We start from the raw sequence: 20,269 nt of genomic DNA on the forward strand, positions 1-20,269 counted from the left end.
GTCTGCCCCCGTGATCGAGACTCTAGTCTGCGAAGGTGTCCGACTCGGCGACCACGCCTCCCCCAGAGTTCGCCGCAGCGCTCGAGTCGCTGCGGTCCGCGACACCGCGATCGGAACTGCGCGTGTCGGAGATCACCGCGCCCTCCTCGCTCGCGCCGTGGGCGGTGGCGCTCGCGGCCGACCTGGTGCCGGGCCGGCACGCCGAGGACTCCGAGCTCGGCACCGGCCGGTTCGTGCTCCTCTACGATCCGACCGAACCGGAGTCCTGGGGCGGCCGCTTCCGCGTGGTCTGCTTCGCCCAGGCGCCGCTCGAGACCGACATCGGCACCGACCCGTTCCTCGCCGACGTCGCCTGGTCGTGGCTGGTCGACGCGCTCGACGCGCGCGACGCGCGCTACGTCGCCGCCTCCGGCACCGTGACCAAGATCCTCTCCACGGGCTACGGCGAGCTCGCCCGGCAGGGCGACGGCGCGGAGCTCGAGCTCCGCGCCTCGTGGACGCCGCTGGACGCCGCGATCGCACCGCATGTGGAAGGGTGGAGTGAGTTGCTGTGCATGCTGGCCGGCCTGCCTCCGGGTTCGGAGGGGGTGACGGCCCTTCCGACACGGAGGAGGAGACGTGGCTGACGAGTTCCACGTGATCGACTCCCGCGAGGCCTACGACGATGCGGTCGAGGCCATCACGGGCGGCGTGGGCCCGGTCGCCGTCGACGCCGAGCGCGCAAGCGGGTTCCGCTACTCGCAGCGCGCGTACCTGATCCAGCTGTTCCGGCGCGACGCGGGGACGTTCCTCTTCGACCCGACCCGCATCGAGGGGTTCGGCACGCTCCAGGACGCGATCCGCGACGAGGAGTGGGTGCTGCACGCGGCCAGCCAGGACCTCGCGTGCCTGCGCGAGGTCGGCCTCGACCCGGCGCACGTCTTCGACACGGAGCTCGCGGCACGGCTGCTCGGCATGCCGAGGGTCGGGCTCGCGTCGGTCGTCGAGGAGCTGCTCGGCATCAGGCTCGCGAAGGAGCACTCCGCGGCCGACTGGTCGACCCGTCCGCTCCCCCAGTCGTGGCTCCGGTACGCGGCGCTCGACGTGGAACTGCTCGTCGACGTGCGCGACCGCCTCGCCGAGCGACTCGTCGACGCGGAGAAGGAGGAGATCGCGCGGCAGGAGTTCGACGCGACGGTCCGCCGCGCGGCGAAGCCCCCGGCGGCCGAGCCGTGGCGGCGGCTGAGCGGCATCCACGCGCTCCGCTCCCCTCGCAATCTCGCGGTCGCCCGCGCGCTCTGGGAGGCGCGCGACGCGCTCGCGGCCGAGACGGATGTCGCGCCGGGGCGGCTCGTGCCCGACGCCTCGCTGCTCGCGGTCGCCAAGACCCTCCCGGAGTCCAAGCGCGCGCTCGCGGAGCTCAAGGCGTTCAACGGGCGCGCGAGCCGGACGGAGCTCGACCGCTGGTGGGCGGCCGTGGAGTCGGCCCGCACCGCGGAGCCCCCCGCCTCGCGCGTGCCCAGCGACGCTCCCCCGCCGCCGCGGGCGTGGGCGGCGCGGAACCCGGAGGCCGATGCCCGGCTGCGGCTCGCGAAGGCCGCTGTGGGCGATGTCGCGGAGCGCTACGAGATGCCGATCGAGAACCTGCTCACGCCCGACCACCTGCGGCGGCTGGCGTGGCATCCGCCCGCCGATGCGACGCCGGAGGCCGTCGCCGGTGCCCTCTCGGACCTCGGCGCGCGTCCGTGGCAGGTTGAGGCTACCTCACAGATAATCGCGGCTGCTTTTGTACAAGCGGCACAATCGCTCGAAGACGCCGCGCACGAGCCTTCGTAGGAACCGACAGCCGATTCTCCCCCCGTGCGGGGGCGTTCCTACGATCAGGTGATTCCTCACTCGAAAGGGAGCTGCAGCGTGGCTGAACGAGCTGACGTCGTGTTCGTCGACGGGGTCCGTACCCCCTTCGGCAAGGCCGGCGACAAGGGCATGTACTGGAACACCCGGGCGGACGACCTGGTGGTCAAGGCGATCGTGGGACTGCTCGAACGCAACCCGAACGCCCCCAAGGAGCAGATCGACGACGTGGCCATCGCGGCCACGACGCAGACCGGCGACCAGGGCCTCACGATCGGGCGGAGCGCCGCGATCCTCGCGGGCCTGCCGAAGTCGGTGCCGGGCTTCGCCATCGACCGCATGTGCGCCGGCGCCATGACCTCGGTCGCGATGCTGGCCGGATCGATCGGCTTCGGGCAGTACCGCCTGGCGATCGGCGGCGGTGTCGAGCACATGGGCCACCACCCGATGGGCTCGGGCGTCGACCCCAACCCGCGCTTCGTCGCCGAGAAGATGGTCTCGGAGGACGCACTCGTCATGGGCGCCACCGCGGAGCGCATCCACGACCGCTTCCCGCACCTCACGAAGGACCGCGCGGACCGCTACGCGATGGGCAGCCAGCAGAAGACCGCGGCCGCCTACGAGGCCGGCAAGATCCAGCAGGACCTGGTGCCGGTCGCGATCCGCAGCGCCGAGGGCTGGGGCCTCGCGACGCGTGACGAGGTCATGCGCCCCGAGACCACCCTCGAGGGCCTCGCGACGCTGAAGACGCCGTTCCGACCGCACGGCCGCGTCACGGCCGGCAACGCGTCGGGCCTGAACGACGGCGCCACCGCCGCCCTCCTCGCCAGCGGCGACGCGGCCAAGGAGTACGGCCTGGACGTCAAGATGAAGCTGGTCAGCTACGCCTTCGCGGGCGTCGACCCGGCCATCATGGGCATCGGCCCGGTCCCGGCCACCGAGAAGGCGCTGCGACTCGCCGGCCTGAAGATGAGCGACATCGGCATCATCGAGGTCAACGAGGCGTTCGCCGTCCAGGTGCTGTCGCTGCTCGACCACTACGGCATCGACGACGACGACCCCCGCGTGAACCCGTGGGGCGGCGCGATCGCGGTCGGCCACCCGCTCGCCTCCTCCGGCGTGCGCCTCATGAACCAGCTCGCCAGCCAGTTCGCCGAGCGCCCCGACGTGCGCTACGGCATCACCACCATGTGCGTCGGCCTCGGCCAGGGCGGAACGATGGTCTGGGAGAACCCGAACTACTCGCGCAAGGCCGCGAAGAAGGCCTGAGGAGAGGCTCGATGACCGACTACACCACGATCGACTTCAGCGAGCTCGCGGGCATGTTCGACGACGAGGTCGTCACGCACTCGTACGTGCGCGACATCCCCCTCTCGGAGGGCCGCACCCTCGCGCTCGTCACGCTCGACAACGGCCGCGACCACACGCGCCCGAACACGCTCGGGCCGAACACGCTGCTCGAGTACGCCGCGACCCTCGACCGGCTCGCCGAGCGCGCCGCCGCCGGCGAGATCCACGCCGTGGCGGTGACCGGCAAGCCGTTCATCCTCGCCGCGGGCGCCGACCTCTCGAAGGTCTCGCAGCTGCCGAACCGCGAGGCGGGGCTGCGGATCGCGCAGCTCGGCCATCACGCGCTCGGCAGGCTCGCGACCGTGGGCGTGCCCTCGTTCGCCTTCATCAACGGCCTCGCCCTCGGCGGAGGCGTCGAGATCGGCCTGCACGCCGACTACCGCACGGTCGACGCCTCGATGCCGGCGCTCGCGCTGCCCGAGGTGTTCCTCGGCATGATCCCCGGCTGGGGCGGCGCGACCCTCCTGCCGAACCTCATCGGCATCGAGAACGCGCTGAAGGTCGTCGTCGAGAACCCGCTCAAGCAGAACCGGACCATCAAGGCGCCGGAGGTGCTCGAGCTGGGCATCGCGGACGTGATGTTCCCGTCGGTCTCCTACCTCGAGGACTCGATCCGCTGGGCCGACGACGTGGTCTCGGGTCGCGTGAAGGTCAAGCGGCCGAACGAGCCCGGCAAGGTCGAGCGCCTCGTCAAGTGGGACGCGGCGATCGGCATCGCGAAGAAGATGCTGCAGAGCCGCATCGGCACGGTGCCGAAGTCGCCGTACGCCGCCCTCGAGCTGCTGAAGGCCGCGAAGTCCGGCACGCGCGAGGAGGGCTTCGCCCGCGAGGACGAGATGCTCGCCGAGCTCGTCGCCGGCGACCAGTTCCACGCGTCGATCTACGCGTTCAACCTCGTGCAGAAGCGCGCGAAGAAGCCGGCCGGGGCTCCCGACAAGGCACTCGCGAAGCCCGTCACCAAGGTGGGCGTGCTCGGTGCCGGGTACATGGCCAGCCAGTTCGCGCTGCTGTTCCTGCGCCGCCTGCAGGTGCCCGTGGTCATCACCGACCTCGACCAGGACCGGGTCGACAAGGGCGTCGCCTACATCACCGGTGAGATCGACACGCTGCTCGGCAAGGGCCGCATCTCGTCCGACGAGGCCAACCGGCTGAAGGCACTCGTGCACGGCACGACCGACAAGTCGGAGTTCGCGGACTGCGACTGGGTGATCGAGGCGGTGTTCGAGGAGCTCTCGATCAAGCAGGACGTCTTCGCCGAGATCGAGCCCATCATCTCGCCCGAGGCCGTGCTCGCGACGAACACCTCGTCGCTCTCCGTCGAGGAGATCGGCGCGAAGCTGGCGCACCCGGAGCGACTCGTCGGCTTCCACTTCTTCACCCCGGTCGCGGTCATGCCGCTCATCGAGGTCGTGAAGACCGGCAAGACGGATGACGCGACGCTCTCGACCGCGATGGTGACCGCCGCGAAGCTGAAGAAGAACGCCGTGATCACGGCGGACACCCCCGGCTTCGTCGTGAACCGCCTGCTCGCGGTCCTCCTCGGCGAGGCGATGCGCGCGGTCGACGAGGGCACGCCCTTCGAGACGGTCGACGAGGCCATGGCGCCGCTCGGCCTGCCGATGGCGCCGTCGGTGCTGCTCGACCTCGTCGGGCTGAAGGTCGGCGCGCATGTGCTCGATACGCACCACGCCGCGTTCCCCGACCGGTTCTACCGGTCGGAGAAGCTGCACGAGCTCGCCGACTACGGCACGCTCCTCGAGAAGGACGACAAGGGCAAGGTCAAGGGCTTCGACAAGGGCGCGCTCAAGATCATCGCGGGCGGCACCGACCCCTCGTCGCCCGAGGAGATCCTCACCCGCCTGCAGGACGGCCTCGCCCGCGAGACCAGGCTCATGCTGGACGGCCAGGTCGTCGCCGCTGCGGAGGACATCGACCTCTGCATGGTCCTCGGCGCGGGCTTCCCGTTCCAGATGGGCGGGCTGACGCCGTACCTCGACCGCGTGGGCGCGTCGGAGCGCGTCTTCGGCGACACGTTCCACCACCCGCCGATCCGGGGCGTCGAGTCCTGATCGCGGCCTGACCCGTGCGAAGCGGCCCCCGACGAGATGTCGGGGGCCGTTCGTATGCTCGCGGGGTGACGCGCTTCCAGTACTACGTGGCCTCCACCCTCGACGGGTTCATCGCCGACGAGCACGACGGGCTCGAGTGGCTCCTGCAGTTCGGCATGGCCGACTTCTCCGAGCACTACGAGCGGTTCTTCGCCGAGGTCGGCGCGCTCGTGCTCGGTGCGACCACCTTCGAGTGGGTGCTCCGCGAGGGCGGCGGGTGGCCGTACGACGCGCTGCCGACCTGGGTGCTCACCCACCGGACCCTCGAGGCGCCGGACGGCGCCGACGTCCGCTTCGCCTCGGGCGAGGTCGGGGTGGTGGCCGATGCCGCTGCCGCGGCGGCCGGCGACCGCAACGTGTGGATCATCGGCGGCGGGCCGGTCGCGGCGCAGTTCCTCGCCGCTGCGCGGCTCGACGAGCTGCTCGTGACCTACATGCCCGTCGCACTCGGCCGCGGTCGCCCCCTGCTCCCGGTCGCGGAGGTCACGCCGACGCTCGAGCTCACGAGCGTGACGCGGCTCGGCGATGCGGTCGAGCACGTGTATCGCCTCGGTTGAGGGCCGACGCCATCGAGCGCCCGAGGGATACTCGGCGCGCCCCGGCGGGCGGGCTCAGACCCGGGGCTGGGCGCCGGTGTCGGAGGGCACGTCGACGCCGGCGTTGCGGGCGTGGGGAAGCTTGCTGCCGAGCACCATGGCGGTCACGTCCCTCGCGATGTGCTGCGGGGTGAGGCCCACGCGCTCGAGGATGTCGCCGCGCGCGCCGTGGTCCAGGAATTCGTCGGGCAGTCCGACCTCGGTGACCGCCGTGTCGACGCCCGCCTCCCGGAGGTCCTGGCGGATGCGCGTGCCGATGCCGCCGACGCGGATGCCGTCCTCGATGCTCACCACGATGCGGTAGTCAGCCGCGAGCGACACCACGCTCTCCGGGACCGGCACCACCCAGCGCGGGTCGACGACCGTCGCGCCGATGCCCTGCGCCTCGAGCCGCCGTGCGACCTCGAGGCCGATGCCCGCCATCGGGCCGACGGTGACGATGAGCACGTCGCGCCGCTCGGACTCGACGAGCACGTCCACCCCGTCGTGCGTGCGCCGCACCGCGTCGTACTCCGTGCCCACCGTGCCCTTCGGGAACCGGAGCACGGTCGGGGCGTCCGGCACGCGCACGGCCTCGCCGAGCTCCTCGGCGAGGCGGACGGAGTCGCGCGGCGCGGCGATCCGGATGCCGGGGACGACCTGCAGGATCGACAGGTCCCAGACGCCGTGGTGGCTCGGGCCGTCGGGTCCGGTGACGCCCGCGCGATCGAGCACGAACGTGACGCCCGCCCGGTGCAGGGCGACGTCCATCAGCACCTGGTCGAACGCGCGGTTGATGAAGGTCGCGTAGACGGCGACGACGGGGTGCAGGCCGCCGAACGCCAGGCCGGCCGCGCTCGTCACGGCGTGCTGCTCGGCGATGCCGACGTCGAACACGCGCTCGGGGAAGCGCTCGGCCATGCGGTGCAGGCCGGTGGGTCGGAGCATCGCGGCCGTGATGCCGACGAGGCGTTCGTCCCGCTCGGCGAGGGTGACGAGCTCGTCCGCGAACACGCTCGTCCAGGACGGTGCCGAGGCGGTGACGAGCGACTCGCCCGTCTCGGGGTCGATCTGGCCGACGGCGTGGAACTGGTCGGCCGCGTCCCGGCGGGCCGGCTCGTAGCCGCGACCCTTCTCGGTGATCGTGTGCACGATGACCGGCGCGCCGTAGTCCTTCGCCTGGCGGAGCGCCTCCTCGACGGCGCGTTCGTCGTGCCCGTCGATGGGGCCGATGTACTTGATGTCGAGGTTGGAGTAAAGGGCCTCGTTGCCGGACACGCGGCTGAGGAAGCCGTGCAGCCCGCCGCGGACGCCGCGGTAGATCGCCCGACCGGGCGAGCCCAGGCGATCGAACGCGCTCCGGCTCTTCAGGTGGAGCGAACGGTACGACTGCTTCGTGCGCACCGAGTTCAGGAAACGCGCCATGCCGCCGATCGTCGGTGCATACGACCGCCCGTTGTCGTTCACGACGACCACGAGGTTGCGCGTGTTGTCGTCGGAGATGTTGTTGAGGGCCTCCCACGTCATGCCGCCCGTGAGCGCGCCGTCGCCGACGACCGCGACGACGTGGCGATCGCCCTGGCCCGTCATCTCGAAGGCCTTCGAGATGCCGTCGGCCCACGAGAGCGAGCTCGAGGCGTGCGAGCTCTCGACGACGTCGTGCTCGGACTCCGCGCGCTGCGGGTAGCCCGCGAGCCCCCCGGTCTGGCGGAGGGTCGTGAGATCGCGCCGCCCGGTGAGCAGCTTGTGCACGTAGGACTGGTGCCCGGTGTCGAAGATGATCGGGTCCCGCGGTGAGTCGAAGACGCGGTGGATCGCGATCGTGAGCTCCACGACGCCGAGGTTGGGGCCCAGGTGGCCGCCGGTCTTCGACACCTCGGAGACCAGCACCTCGCGGATCTCGCGGGCGAGTTCCTCGACCTGGTCGTCGGACAGCGCATCGAGGTCGCGCGGTCCGCGGATCGTGTCGAGCAGGCTCATCCGTCGTGCCTCCGGGTGCATTGGGCGCCGGGCGCCCGGTTTCGTTCGAGTGTACGCCGGGCGACCTGTGAGCCCGGGCAGAGATCGGGGGCGGCGAGCCGTAGCCCGCCGCCCCCGACGCGTGCCGTCGTCAGACGAGGCTGCGCAGCACGTACTGCAGGATGCCGCCGTTGCGGTAGTAGTCCGCCTCACCGGGCGTGTCGATGCGGACGACCGCATCGAACTCGACCGTCTGCTTGCCCTCCGGCGAGAACTCGCTGGGCTCGGCGACGACGCGGACGGTCTTGGGCGTGGCGCCCTCGTTCAGCTGCTCGAGGCCCGTGATGGAGACCACCTCGGTGCCGTCGAGGCCGAGCGAGTCGGCGGATTCGCCCGCCGGGAACTGCAGCGGCACGACGCCCATGCCGATGAGGTTCGATCGGTGGATGCGCTCGAAGCTCTCGGTGATGACCGCCTTCACGCCGAGCAGGTTCGTGCCCTTGGCCGCCCAGTCGCGGCTCGAGCCCGAACCGTACTCCTTGCCGCCGAACACGACGAGCGGGGTGCCCTGCGCCTGGTAGTTCATCGACGCGTCGTAGATGAACGACTGCGGGCCGCCCTCCTGCGTGAAGTCCCGCGTGTAGCCGCCCTCGACGCCGTCGAGGAGCTGGTTCTTCAGGCGGATGTTCGCGAAGGTGCCGCGGATCATGACCTCGTGGTTGCCGCGACGCGAGCCGTAGGAGTTGAAGTCCTTCCGGTCGACGCCGTGCTCGGTCAGGTACCGGCCTGCGGGGCTGTCGGCCTTGATCGAGCCGGCCGGCGAGATGTGGTCGGTGGTGACCGAGTCGCCGAGCTTGGCGAGGACGCGGGCGCCGACGATGTCGGTGACCGGGGTGGTCTCGAGCGTCATGCCCTCGAAGTACGGGGGCTTGCGGACGTAGGTCGACTCCGCGCTCCACTCGAAGGTCGCGCCGCTCGGCGTCGGCAGCGTCTTCCACCGCTCGTCGCCCTCGAACACGCTCGCGTACTGCTTGTCGAACATGTCCTTGTCGATCGACGAGTCGATCGTGGCCTGGACCTCGGACGCGTCGGGCCAGATGTCCTTCAGGTACACCTCGTTGCCGTCGCCGTCCGTGCCGAGCGGGTCGGACTCGAAGTCGAAGTTCATCGTGCCGGCGAGCGAGTACGCGATCACGAGCGGCGGGCTCGCGAGGTAGTTCATCTTCACGTCGGGGTTGATGCGGCCCTCGAAGTTGCGGTTGCCCGAGAGCACCGCCGTGACGGCGAGGTCGTTCTGCTGGACCGCCGCCGAGACCTCCTCGATGAGCGGACCCGAGTTGCCGATGCACGTCGTGCAGCCATAGCCGACCGTGTAGAAGCCGAGGTCCTCGAGGTCCTGCGTGAGGCCGGACTTCTCGTAGTACTCGGTGACGACCTTCGAGCCGGGGGCGAGCGTGGTCTTCACCCACGGCTTGGCCTTCAGGCCCTTCTTGACCGCGTTGCGGGCGAGCAGGCCGGCGGCGAGCATGACCGACGGGTTCGACGTGTTGGTGCACGACGTGATGGCGGCGATCGTCACGGCGCCGTGGTCCAGCGTGTAGTTGGTGCCGTCCGTCGCCTGCACCGCGGTCGGCTTCGACGCCGTCGCGGGCGCGTGGCTCCGGTGGTGGTGCACGTGGTGGCTGTGCTCGTCCTCCGGCGTGTTGCCGGGCGGGTCGGAGGCCGGGAACGACTCGGCGACCTCGAGGTCGACGAGGTCGTGCTCGACGTCGGCGTAGTTCGTGAGGTCCTTCTCGAACTGCGACTTGGCCTCGGAGAGGACGATGCGGTCCTGCGGACGCTTCGGTCCGGCGATCGACGGGACGACGGTCGCGAGGTCGAGCTCGAGGTACTCCGAGTAGACGGGCTCGTTGTCGGCGTCGTGCCAGAGCTTCTGCTCCTTGGCGTACGCCTCGACGAGGGCGAGCTGCTCGGCGCTGCGGCCCGTCAGGCGCAGGTAGTCGATGGTGACGTCGTCGATGGGGAACATCGCCGCGGTCGAGCCGAACTCCGGGCTCATGTTGCCGATCGTGGCGCGGTTGGCCAGCGGCACGGATGCCACGCCGGAGCCGTAGAACTCGACGAACTTGCCGACCACGCCGTGCTTGCGCAGCATGTCGGTGATCGTGAGCACGACGTCGGTCGCGGTCACGCCGGCGGGGATCGAGCCGGAGAGCTTGAAGCCCACGACCTTGGGGATCAGCATCGACACGGGCTGGCCGAGCATGGCCGCCTCGGCCTCGATGCCGCCGACGCCCCAGCCGAGCACGCCGAGGCCGTTGACCATCGTGGTGTGCGAGTCGGTGCCGACGCACGTGTCGGGGTAGGCACGCGTGACGCCGTCCACGTCGCGGTGGTAGATGACCTTCGCGAGGTGCTCGATGTTGACCTGGTGCACGATGCCGGTGCCCGGCGGGACGACCTTGAAGTCGTCGAAGGCGGTCTGGCCCCAGCGGAGGAACTGGTAGCGCTCGCCATTGCGCTCGTACTCGATCTCGACGTTGCGCTCGAGCGCGTTCTCGGTGCCGAAGAGGTCGGCGATGACGGAGTGGTCGATGACCATCTCGGCCGGCGAGAGCGGGTTGATCTTGTTCGGGTCGCCGCCGAGGGCGACGACGGCCTCGCGCATCGTGGCGAGGTCGACGATGCACGGCACGCCCGTGAAGTCCTGCATCACCACGCGCGCGGGGGTGAACTGGATCTCGGTGTCGGGGTCGGCGGTCGGGACCCACGAGCCGAGGGCCTCGATCTGCTCCTTCGTTACGTTCGCGCCGTCCTCGGTGCGCAGCAGGTTCTCGAGGAGCACCTTGAGGCTGAACGGGAGCTTCTCGTGCCCGGCGACCGTGTCGATCCGGTAGATCTCGTAGGACGCGTCACCGACCTGGAGCGTGTCCTTCGCCCCGAAACTGTTCACTGCAGACACGATGTCCTCTCCTTCGCGGATGCCGCCGTCGCGGCCGTTCCCGGCGTCGCCCGTCGCCGTGTTCGGGGAGCCGCCCCAGCAAGGCTAGCCCACCCGCGCACCGCCCGACAGGCTCGCGCCGGCACCCGTGATTTATCTTGATGTCGAGATAACTGTATCACTCGGCGGCGCGCTTCGCGGGGTACACCGCGCGCACGACGAGCCACGAGAACACGAGCAGCAGGGCGTAGAGCGGCACGCCCATGAGCAGGCGGGTCGCACCGAGCGCCTCGACGTTGCCCGCGAAGTAGAACGGCACCTGCACGAGCAGCCTGGCCACGAACATGCCGAGCCAGACCAGCGTGAGGAACTGCATCGCCCGGTACTTCCGGCGCTGCGTGCGCCACGCGGTGCCGTCGCCCATCAGGAAGCCCACGATGAGCCCGACCAGCGGCCAGCGCACGAGCAGCGACACGAGGATCGCCACCGCGTAGGCGGCGTTCGTGTAGAACCCGATCACGTAGTTGTCCTCGGCGCGCCCGGTCCACAGCGAGAGCGCGGCCGACGCCCCGACCCCGATGAGACCGGCGATGGCCTGCGTCGGCTGGCTGCGAGCGAACAGGCGGGCCGCCGTGAAGACGATCGCGAGCCCCACGGACGCGCCGAGCGCCCAGCCGAGCTCCCGCGTGAACGTGTAGACCACGAGGAACACCAGGCCCGGCAGGATCGCCTCGAAGAGGCCGCGGATGCCGCCGAGCGCGCCGACCAGGTCGGCCGGCGTCAGCGTCTCGTCACGCGCGATCCGGCCGAGCCCCGAACGTTCCGCCGCGGCCGCGAGCTGTCGGCCGAACTCGCCCCCGGCGTCATCCGTTCCCGCCTCGGGCGTCGCCGCAGCGTCCGCGTCGCCCTCGGGCGTCGCCTCGGCGTCGGCGCGCCGCTCGGCGTCGCCGTCGACGGCGTCGTCACGGCTCACGCGGGCTGACCGCCGGGCGAGGAGGCCGGCATCCGCAGCGGGATGAGGTCGCGCGGCGGCATCGGCGTGTTGCCGCGCACGACCACGATCGAGCGGAAGAGGTCCTCGACCTTCGCCGCGGCGGTCGGGTCGGCGGCGGCCTCGCCGGCGATCACTCCGCGGAGGAACCACCGCGGTCCGTCGACGCCGATGAAGCGCGCGAGGCGCATCTGGCCGGCCTGGCCCTCGGCCGTCGTGACCGGGATCTGCGCGAGCAGCTCCGGCCCGAAGGTGCCCTCGCGGACCTGCGTCGAGCCGCCCTGGCGGGCGATCTGCTCCGCGATCTGGCCGCGGATCTCGTGCCAGAGCCCGCTCGAGCGAGGCGCGGCGAACGGCTGCACCTGCAGCGTGGAGTTCGCGTAGTCGAGCCCGACCGCGACCACGCGCTTGGAGCCCTCCTCCACCTCGAGGCGGAGGTGCAGGCCCTCGCGCGGCAGCACCTTCACGCCGCCCAGGTCGACGTACGGGCGGACCGGGTTCGCCTCGGACTCGTCGAGGGGACCGTTCGTCGCCCGGTCCTCGGGCGCGGACTTGGGGTGGTCGGCGGGGATGTCGTCGATGTTCTCGATGTCGCTCACGCGTGTGCTCCTGACTGGTTCGCCCCGAATCCGGTCGAGCCGAATCCGCCCTCTCCACGAAGGCTGCCGGGCAGCTTCTCGACTTCGACGAACCGCGCGCGACCGACCGGCATGACGACGAGCTGGGCGATCCGGTCGCCCTCCTCGATGCGGTGCGCCTCGCGGGCGTCGGTGTTCAGCAGTGCGACCTTGATCTCGCCGCGGTATCCCGCGTCGACCGTGCCGGGGGCGTTCACGATGGTGATGCCGTGCTTGAAGGCCAGACCGGATCGCGGGACGACGAAGGCGACGTAGCCGTCCGGCAGCGCGATCGCGACGCCCGTGCCCACGGTCGCCCGCTCCCCCGGCTCGAGCACCAGGGACTCCGCGGCATGGAGGTCGGCTCCGGCATCGCCGGGGTGGGCGTACGAGGGGACGCGGTCGGCGGTGATCAGCACATCGACGGATTCGGTCACCGTTCGAGGGTAGTGCAGAAGTCTGGTCTGATAGTTCCATGCCCGACTACCGCGAACGGCTGTGGCCGACGCCCTGGATCTACCTGTCCAGCCTCCTCCTCATCCCGGCGAGCATCCTCGTGCTCGCCCCGGTCTCCCTGCCCGCGGGGATCGTCACCGGGGTGCTGCTCTACGTGGCGATCGCCGGGTCGCTCACGCTGACCTCGCCCGTGATCGAGGTCGCGGACGGGCGGCTGCGCGCGGGGCGGGCGGAGGTGCCCCTCGGGCTGACCGGCGAGGCCGTCGCCGCGCAGGGCGATGCGGCGCGGATCGAGCGCGGCACGGGGCTCGACGCCCGGGCCTTCCTGGTGATCCGCGGCTGGATCGCGGACGTCGTGCGCGTGCCGATCACGGATGCCGCGGACCCGGCGCCCTACTGGCTCGTCTCGACCCGCCATCCGCACGAAATGGCCGCCGCGATCAACGGATCGCGACGGCCTCGTGTCGAAGGGGAGCCGGCCTAGGCGGCGCACTCCAGGCAGATCGGCCCGAGCTTGGTCTCGTGGTCGATCTGCGAACGGTGCTTCACGAGGAAGCAGCTCACGCAGGTGAACTCGTCAGCCTGCGGCGGGAGCACGACGACGTCGAGCTCGACGTCGGACAGGTCGGCACCCGCGAGGTCGAAGCTGCCGGGGTTGTCGGCGTCCTCGACGTCGACGTTTCCCGACATCTTGTCGGGCACGCGCTCCTTGATGGCCTCGATCGACTCGGAGTCGTCGTCGGTCTTCCGCGGCGCGTCGTAATCCGTTGCCATTCCCATCCTTTTTTCCGGTGCCGTGGATTCGGCGGCCATAGTCTGCACGAAATCAAGTGCGTAAGCAAACCACTCGCGGCCCATCCGATCCGGTGGAATGCACAACTGACGGCACGCCCGAGGTATTCCCGCCCGCCGCGATGCGGGCGTGGCATCCTTGGGCGGAGATCAAGGGCACGGAAGGGCTTCTCGTCATGCAGGAACTGAAGGTGATCGGGGTCGAGAGCGGCGCCCTCATCGCGGCCTCCGACGACGGCGCGCGATTCCGGATCGAGATCGACGAGGTGCTGCAGTCCCGGATCCGCCAGGCGGCGCCCGAAGCACGCACCGGACCGAAGCTGTCCCCGCGCGAGGTGCAGGCGCACATCCGCTCCGGGCTGTCGGCCGAGGAGGTCGCCGAACTCACCGGCGCGTCGGTGGACGACATCCGCCGCTTCGAGGGGCCGGTGATCGCGGAGCGCGAACACATGGTCACGTCGGCGCTCGCCGTGCCGGTCCACGCCGCCGATCACGCGGATTCCGATGAGCCGGGCTCGTTCGGCAGCGTCGTGCGCGAGCGCCTCGCCGGCCTCGGCGCCCACGGCGAACGCTGGGCGAGCTGGAAGGACGAGGAGCGCGGCTGGATGGTCAAGCTCGAGTTCACGGCGGACGGCATCGACCACGACGCCCGCTGGTCCTTCGAGCCCCGCAAGCAGGCGCTGCACCCCGTGAACACGGATGCGACGACCCTGTCGTCGCACGGGGAGGTCCGCGGCGGGATGATCCCGCGCCTCCGGGCCGTATCGGCGTCGGCGGACGAGTCCTCGCGCTTCGACAGCGGGGCTTTCACGTTCGAGCCCTCGGACAGCGCCGAGCAGGACACGGCGCCGCAGCCCGAGCTCGCGACGGCCCGGCCGGCCGCGACCGCGGCCGCGCCGTCGAGCCCCGCCGTCGCGCGCGCGGCCATCAAGCGGGCCGACGAACCGACCCCGCCGACGGGCGAGACCGCCGACCTGCTCGAGGCACTCCGCCGCCGCCGAGGGGAGCGCGAGGTCGGCACGGCCGGCCAGCTGCCGGTCCCGCCGCCACTGGCGCCGCCGACGCTCCCCGACCTCGAGGTCGAGTCCGCGGCGGAGGCCGAGGAGGAGGCCGTCGAGGAGCAGCAGCGCGCCGGGGCTGCCGCCCGCGCGCTCTGGGGCGGTGCCGCGAAGCCCGGCCAGCCGGCGAAGTCGAAGAAGGGTCGCGCGGCGATGCCGAGCTGGGACGAGATCGTCTTCGGCGCCCGCAGCGACGACGACCTGGCCTAGGACCACCCCGGACGGACCCGCGGCGCCACGCCCCGACCTCCCGCGAGAACGCCGGTGGCCGGTTCCGTGCGCCGTCGCGCGGTGCGAGCATTCGAACACACGTTCGAATGCCGGAGGTCGCGATGCAGCAGACGATGGAACCCGTCGAGGTCTGGACCGGTCCGTCGGGCATGCCGGAGCGGCTGGTCTGGCGGTCGCGCCGCTTCCGCGTCGACGACACGCCCACTCCCCTGGTCGGGCCGGCCGACTGGTGGCTGCCGTTCGCCGGCGGCGAATCGGGCGCGGGGCGGGCGCCGCTCGCGATCACCGGGTGGCGGTTCCAGGCGTCGAGCGAGGCCGGAGAGTCGCACGTGTTCGACGTCGGGCACGACGGCGCGCACTGGCACGTCCTGCGCGTGTTCGACTGAGCGCCGCCCACGGCGACCGAGCACGGTCGCCCGGCGTCGCGCGGGCTCGGTGCCGGGTCAGGCCGACTTCTCGGCGCGCCGCGGCTTCGAGGGCACGATGGTCGGGGCGGCGTTGTCGATCACGGTCTCCTTCGTGACCACCACGCGGGCGACGCCGCTCGTGGACGGCACCTCGAACATGATCGGCCCGAGCACCTCCTCCATGATCGCCCGGAGGCCCCTCGCGCCCGTCTGACGGAGCACCGCCAGGTCGGCGATGGCTTCGAGCGCCGCGTGGTCGAAGTCCAGCTGGACCCCGTCGAGCTCGAACATGCGCTGGTACTGCTTGACCAGCGCGTTCTTCGGCTCGGTCAGGATCTCCATGAGCGCCTCGCGGTCGAGCGGCGTCACCGTCGCGACGACCGGCAGGCGCCCGATGAACTCGGGGATGAGCCCGAACTTGTGCAGGTCCTCGGGGAGCACCTCGCTGAACAGCTCGGCCTCGTCCTGCTTGGAGTGCAGCGGGGCGCCGAAGCCGATGCCCCGCTTCCCGGCGCGCGAGGAGATGATGTCCTCCAGGCCGGCGAAGGCGCCGGCCACGATGAACAGCACGTTCGTCGTGTCGATCTGGATGAACTCCTGGTGAGGGTGCTTGCGGCCGCCCTGCGGCGGCACCGACGCGACCGTGCCCTCGAGGATCTTCAGCAGCGCCTGCTGCACGCCCTCCCCCGACACGTCACGCGTGATCGACGGGTTCTCGGCCTTGCGGGCGATCTTGTCGACCTCGTCGATGTAGATGATGCCGGTCTCGGCCCGCTTGACGTCGTAGTCTGCGGCCTGGATGAGCTTGAGGAGGATGTTCTCGACGTCCTCGCCGACGTACCCGGCTTCGGTGAGGGCCGTGGCGTCCGCCACCGCGAAGGGCACGTTCAGCTGCTTCGCGAGCGTCTGCGCGAGGTAGGTCTTGCCGCACCCGGTCGGACCGATGAGCAGGATGTTCGACTTCGCGATCTCGACGTCGTCGTGCGCGCGATCGGCCGCCGTCAACGCACCCCGGGCGCGCACGCGCTTGTAATGGTTGTAGACGGCGACGGCGAGCGCGCGCTTCGCGGCGTCCTGCCCGATCACGTACTCCTCGAGGAAGCCGAAGATCTCCTTCGGCTTCGGCAGCTCGAACTCGCCCGACTCGGGCTCGCCCGCCTCGGCGAGACGCTCCTCGATGATCTCGTTGCAGAGCTCGACGCACTCGTCGCAGATGTACACGCCGGGACCGGCGATGAGCTGCTGCACCTGCTTCTGGCTCTTGCCGCAGAAGGAGCACTTCAAGAGGTCAGCACTCTCCCCGATGCGTGCCATCGCTTCCTCCCTCGAACCGAGTCTGCTCCGAGCCTAGCCCGATGCGGGCCGAGCGTGGCCGATCCGCCCCGGTTTGGCGGAATCGGGACGAACGAGGGGCGGATGCGCCATCCGCACCCGCCCCTCGCAGTGGCGTCCGGCTACCGGCTGAGCGCCGGGAGCGTCTTGCGCGACGTCAGGACCTGGTCGATGAGCCCGTAGTCGCGGGCCTCCTCGGCCGACAGGATCTTGTCGCGGTCGATGTCGGCGTTCACCTCGTCCTTCGACCGGTTCGAGTGACGCGAGAGCGTCTCCTCGAGCCAGGTGCGCATGCGGAGGATCTCGGCCGCCTGGATCTCGATGTCCGAGGCCTGGCCGTGGCCGGCCTCGCCCATCGCCGGCTGGTGGATCAGCACGCGCGCGTTCGGCAGGGCCAGTCGGCGACCCGGCGTGCCGGCGGCGGCGATCACCGCGGCGGCCGACGCGGCCTGTCCGAGCACGACCGTCTGGATCTGCGGGCGGATGTACTGCATCGTGTCGTAGATCGCGGTCATCGCCGTGAAGGAGCCGCCGGGCGAGTTGATGTACATCATGATGTCGCGGTCGGGGTCCATCGACTCGAGCACCAGCAGCTGGGCCATGATGTCGTCGGCCGACGCGTCGTCGACCTGCACGCCGAGGAAGATGATGCGGTCCTCGAAGAGCTTCGCGTACGGGTCCTGTCGCTTGTAGCCGTAGGCCGTGCGCTCCTCGAAGCTCGGCAGGATGTAGCGCGAGCCCGGGGCCTGCCGGCCACCGGGGAAGGCGGTGCCGCCGAAGGCGGGGATGTTCATGCTCACTGTCTCTCTCTTCCTACGCAGCCTGGTCGGTCCCGCCGCCGCCCGAGACATCGAGCGCCGACTCGCGGATGTGGTCGACGAAGCCGTACTCCAGCGCCTCCTGCGCGTTGAACCAGCGGTCGCGGTCGCCGTCGGCGTTGATCTGCTCGACGGACTTGCCGGTCTGTGCCGCCGTGATCTCGGCGAGCCGCTTCTTCATGTCGAGGATCAGCTGGGCCTGGGTCTGGATGTCGCTCGCGGTGCCGCCGAAGCCGCCGTGGGGCTGGTGGAGCAGCACCCGCGCGTTGGGGGTGATGTAGCGCTTGCCCTTCGTGCCCGCCGTGAGCAGCAGCTGCCCCATCGACGCCGCCATGCCGATGCCGACCGTGACGATGTCGTTCGGGACGAACTGCATGGTGTCGTAGATGGCCATGCCCGCCGTGATCGAGCCGCCGGGCGAGTTGATGTAGAGGTAGATGTCCTTCTTCGGGTCCTCGGCGGCGAGGAGCAGCAGCTTCGCGGCGATCTCGTTCGCGTTGTCGTCGCGCACCTCGGAGCCGAGCCAGATGATGCGGTCCTTCAGCAGTCGATCGAACACACTGGGCTGCAGTGTCGGTTCGGCCATGGATATCGCTCCGTTTCGTTGCGTTCGTTGTGTCGAATCTATCCGGTGCAACACACGCGATCGGGGCTGTTCGCCGTCGGCGGAGGGCGCGCCCGGCGCCGGGCCTCAGGCCGTGCGGCCCGGCGTGTCGGCCTGCGGCGCGACGACGAGGTCCCGCGCGTAGGCGTCGACCGCGCGGCGGTACTGGGGCAGGTGCGGGGCCAGGGCGACGAGCGCGACGGATGCCGCGGCATCCGCCTCGCCCAGCGACGCCAGCGCCAGGGCGCGGAACGCGGCGACCGGGTCGGCCAGGTCGCCGGCCTCGGGCGCGATCGCGTCGAGGAGCCCGAGCGCCTCGCGCGGACGACCGAGGTTTCGCAGCGTGGAGGCCAGCTGCACGTGCGCCTCGACGCGGGCGCGCCCGGCGAGGCCGAGTCCCAGTGCGCGCCGGTAGCGCGGCTCGGCGTCGGCCTCGAGGCCGGCGGCGTCGCGCGCCCCGGCCGTCTCGAAGGGTCCGCGCGGATCGCCGGCCGGGAGCTCCGCGGCCAGGGCGTCGATGCGCTCGATGACCTGCTGCTCCCCCAGTTCGGATGCCGCGTCCCAGACCGCGTCGACGCGCGCCTGCCAGTCGTCCATGACCCCTCCTCGTCCGGGCGACTCCGCCCGGAGACGGCGGACGGGGCCGGGCAGTGCTGCCCGGCCCCGTCCGTCGACGTTCCCGACGACCTACTCGGCGTCGGCCTTCTTCGCGGTGCGCTTGCGCGCCGGCTTCTTCTCGGCCGGCTCCTGCTCGCCCTCGGCGGCCGCCTCGGCGTCGGCCTTCTTGGTCGAGCGCTTGCGCGCCGGCTTCTTCTCGGCGGGCGCCTCCTCGGAGGCCTCGGCCGGAGCCGCCTCGGCGGTCTCGTCGGCAGGCGTCTCGTCGGCGACGGCGGTGAACTCGGAGAGGTCGACGGCGTTGCCCGCGGCATCCGCCACGGTCGCCTTGCCGAGCGCGATCGCGAGCGCCTTGTTGCGCGCGACCTCGCCGACCATGGCGGGGATCTGGCCGTTCTGGCTCAGGATCTGGACGAACTCGTTCGGGTCCATGCCGTACTGCGAGGCGCCCTGCACGAGGTACTGCGTGAGCTCCTCCTGGCTGACCTGGACCTTCTCGGCCTCGGCGATCGCGTCGAGCACGATCTGGGTCTTGAAGGCCTTGGTGCTGGCCTCGGTGACCTCGGCGCGGTGCTCGTCGTCCTCGAGGCGACCCTCGGACTCGAGGTGGCGGTGCACCTCGTCCTCGATGACGCTGTCGGCCACCGGGACCTCGACGAGCTCGAGGAGCTTGTCGACGAGGAGGTCGCGCGCCTGGGTGCCCTGGCCGAACGACTTGTTCTTGGCGACCTGCTCCTTGAGGCTGTCGGTGAGCTCGTCGAGCGTGTCGAACTCGCTCGCGATCTGCGCGAAGTCGTCGTTCGCCTCGGGCAGCTCGCGCTCCTTGACGGCGCCGACGGTGACGGTGATCTCCGCCGTCTCGCCCTCGTGGTCGCCGCCGAGCAGCTTGGACGCGAAGGTGGTGGTCTCGCCGGCGGTGAGCGATTCGAGCGCGTCGTCGATGCCCTCGAGCAGCTCACCCGAGCCGAGCTCGTACGACACGCCGCTCGCGGTGTCGACCTCGGTGCCGTCGATCGTGGCGACGAGGTCGAGGGTGACGAAGTCGCCGGTCTTGGCCGGGCGGTCGACCGTGATCAGGGTGCCGAAGCGCGTGCGGAGACGCTCGAGCTCCTCGGCCACCTCGTCGTCGGCGACCTCGACCGAGTCGACGGTCAGCTCGAGGCCCGCGTAGTCGGGCAGCTCGATCTCGGGGCGAACGTCGACCTCGATCGCGAGCAGGAGGTCGCCGGAGAAGTCCGCCTCGTTCGGCCACTCGACGATGTCGGCCGACGGGCGGCCGAGCGGGCGCAGCTCGTGCTCGGTGACGGCGGCGCGGTAGAAGCCGTCGAGGCCCTCGTTGACCGCGTGCTCGAGGACGGCGGCCTTGCCGACGCGCTGGTCGATGACGGGAGCGGGCACCTTGCCCTTGCGGAAGCCGGGGACGTTGATCTGCTCGGCGATGTGCTCGTAGGCGTGGGCGATGCTGGGCTTCAGCTCCTCGGGCGTCACCGAGATGGTGAGCTTGGCGCGCGTCGGGCTCAGCTTCTCAACCGAAGTGGTCGGCATGGGGAAGATTCTCCTGTTTGGTGGAAGTACGTGGTCG

The 20,269-nt window shown here is 70.9% G+C and carries 19 protein-coding genes; 8 read left to right on the plus strand and 11 right to left on the minus strand.

Annotated features, from left to right (window positions below):
- The first annotated feature begins 35 nt into the window (after positions 1–35).
- The 5 genes from ABD230_RS02310 (at position 36) to ABD230_RS02330 (ending at position 5,848) form a co-directional block, all read left to right on the plus strand.
- The gene (locus ABD230_RS02310) at positions 36–626 is read left to right on the plus strand and encodes a DUF3000 domain-containing protein (protein WP_344369153.1); all 591 of its coding nucleotides are present in this window, start codon (positions 36–38) and stop codon (positions 624–626) included.
- The gene (locus tag ABD230_RS02315; RefSeq protein ID WP_344369155.1) at positions 619–1,815 is read left to right on the plus strand and encodes an HRDC domain-containing protein; all 1,197 of its coding nucleotides are present in this window, start codon (positions 619–621) and stop codon (positions 1,813–1,815) included. Before ABD230_RS02310 ends, ABD230_RS02315 begins: the two co-directional genes overlap by 8 nt.
- Positions 1,816–1,893: 78 nt before the next feature.
- Complete coding sequence (locus tag ABD230_RS02320; RefSeq protein WP_344369157.1) at positions 1,894–3,102, plus strand: thiolase family protein; 1,209 nt, start codon at positions 1,894–1,896, stop codon at positions 3,100–3,102.
- 11 nt (positions 3,103–3,113) lie between these two features.
- Complete coding sequence (locus tag ABD230_RS02325; protein ID WP_344369158.1) at positions 3,114–5,252, plus strand: 3-hydroxyacyl-CoA dehydrogenase NAD-binding domain-containing protein; 2,139 nt, start codon at positions 3,114–3,116, stop codon at positions 5,250–5,252.
- A gap of 65 nt (positions 5,253–5,317) precedes the next feature.
- Positions 5,318–5,848 (plus strand): dihydrofolate reductase family protein, encoded by a 531-nt coding sequence (locus ABD230_RS02330; RefSeq protein ID WP_344369159.1) that lies wholly within the window; start codon positions 5,318–5,320, stop codon positions 5,846–5,848.
- Positions 5,849–5,902: 54 nt separating this feature from the next.
- Here the strand turns inward: ABD230_RS02330 and dxs are convergent, their stop codons facing one another.
- The 5 genes from dxs to dut form a co-directional block, all read right to left on the minus strand.
- The gene (gene dxs, locus ABD230_RS02335) at positions 5,903–7,846 is read right to left on the minus strand and encodes a 1-deoxy-D-xylulose-5-phosphate synthase (RefSeq protein ID WP_344369160.1); all 1,944 of its coding nucleotides are present in this window, start codon (positions 7,844–7,846) and stop codon (positions 5,903–5,905) included.
- Between the two features lie 130 nt (positions 7,847–7,976).
- Positions 7,977–10,787: an aconitate hydratase AcnA gene (acnA, locus tag ABD230_RS02340; protein WP_344369161.1), complete on the minus strand. Its 2,811-nt coding sequence runs from the start codon at positions 10,785–10,787 to the stop codon at positions 7,977–7,979.
- 157 nt (positions 10,788–10,944) lie between these two features.
- Positions 10,945–11,739, minus strand: coding sequence for a DUF3159 domain-containing protein (locus tag ABD230_RS02345; protein WP_344369162.1), 795 nt, complete (start codon positions 11,737–11,739; stop codon positions 10,945–10,947).
- The gene (locus ABD230_RS02350) at positions 11,736–12,356 is read right to left on the minus strand and encodes a DUF3710 domain-containing protein (protein WP_344369163.1); all 621 of its coding nucleotides are present in this window, start codon (positions 12,354–12,356) and stop codon (positions 11,736–11,738) included. The genes ABD230_RS02345 and ABD230_RS02350 overlap by 4 nt, the downstream gene beginning before the upstream one ends.
- Positions 12,353–12,811, minus strand: a complete 459-nt coding sequence (dut, locus tag ABD230_RS02355; RefSeq protein ID WP_344369164.1) for a dUTP diphosphatase — start codon at positions 12,809–12,811, stop codon at positions 12,353–12,355. The genes ABD230_RS02350 and dut overlap by 4 nt, the downstream gene beginning before the upstream one ends.
- Before the next feature lie 38 nt (positions 12,812–12,849).
- Here dut and ABD230_RS02360 point away from each other — a divergent pair, with 38 nt between their 5' ends.
- Positions 12,850–13,314 carry a DUF3093 domain-containing protein gene (locus ABD230_RS02360; RefSeq protein WP_344369165.1) on the plus strand — a complete coding sequence of 155 codons (465 nt, stop codon included), beginning with the start codon at positions 12,850–12,852 and terminating at the stop codon, positions 13,312–13,314.
- On the opposite strand, the gene ABD230_RS02365 is transcribed toward ABD230_RS02360, so the two are convergent.
- Positions 13,311–13,604 (minus strand): DUF4193 domain-containing protein, encoded by a 294-nt coding sequence (locus tag ABD230_RS02365; RefSeq protein ID WP_344369166.1) that lies wholly within the window; start codon positions 13,602–13,604, stop codon positions 13,311–13,313. The genes ABD230_RS02360 and ABD230_RS02365 overlap by 4 nt on opposite strands.
- Before the next feature lie 194 nt (positions 13,605–13,798).
- Here ABD230_RS02365 and sepH point away from each other — a divergent pair, with 194 nt between their 5' ends.
- Together sepH and ABD230_RS02375 are read left to right on the plus strand one after the other, a co-directional pair.
- Positions 13,799–14,890, plus strand: coding sequence for a septation protein SepH (gene sepH, locus ABD230_RS02370; RefSeq protein WP_344369167.1), 1,092 nt, complete (start codon positions 13,799–13,801; stop codon positions 14,888–14,890).
- Between the two features lie 122 nt (positions 14,891–15,012).
- Complete coding sequence (locus ABD230_RS02375) at positions 15,013–15,297, plus strand: hypothetical protein (RefSeq protein WP_344369168.1); 285 nt, start codon at positions 15,013–15,015, stop codon at positions 15,295–15,297.
- 57 nt (positions 15,298–15,354) lie between these two features.
- Here ABD230_RS02375 and clpX read toward each other — a convergent pair whose 3' ends face one another.
- The 5 genes from clpX to tig form a co-directional block, all read right to left on the minus strand.
- On the minus strand, positions 15,355–16,632 hold the full coding sequence (gene clpX, locus ABD230_RS02380) for an ATP-dependent Clp protease ATP-binding subunit ClpX (protein WP_344369169.1): 1,278 nt from the start codon (positions 16,630–16,632) through the stop codon (positions 15,355–15,357).
- Between the two features lie 140 nt (positions 16,633–16,772).
- Positions 16,773–17,444, minus strand: a complete 672-nt coding sequence (locus ABD230_RS02385) for an ATP-dependent Clp protease proteolytic subunit (protein WP_344369170.1) — start codon at positions 17,442–17,444, stop codon at positions 16,773–16,775.
- Positions 17,445–17,463: 19 nt separating this feature from the next.
- Positions 17,464–18,054 carry an ATP-dependent Clp protease proteolytic subunit gene (locus tag ABD230_RS02390; RefSeq protein WP_344369172.1) on the minus strand — a complete coding sequence of 197 codons (591 nt, stop codon included), beginning with the start codon at positions 18,052–18,054 and terminating at the stop codon, positions 17,464–17,466.
- A gap of 105 nt (positions 18,055–18,159) precedes the next feature.
- A complete protein-coding gene (locus ABD230_RS02395; protein WP_344369174.1) occupies positions 18,160–18,669 on the minus strand; it encodes a tetratricopeptide repeat protein in 510 nt (169 codons plus the stop codon).
- Between the two features lie 90 nt (positions 18,670–18,759).
- Positions 18,760–20,232, minus strand: coding sequence for a trigger factor (gene tig / locus ABD230_RS02400; protein WP_344369175.1), 1,473 nt, complete (start codon positions 20,230–20,232; stop codon positions 18,760–18,762).
- Between the last annotated feature and the right edge of the window lie 37 nt (positions 20,233–20,269).

The sequence above is a fragment of the Agromyces tropicus genome (genome assembly GCF_039531345.1).
Lineage (GTDB): Bacteria > Actinomycetota > Actinomycetes > Actinomycetales > Microbacteriaceae > Agromyces > Agromyces tropicus.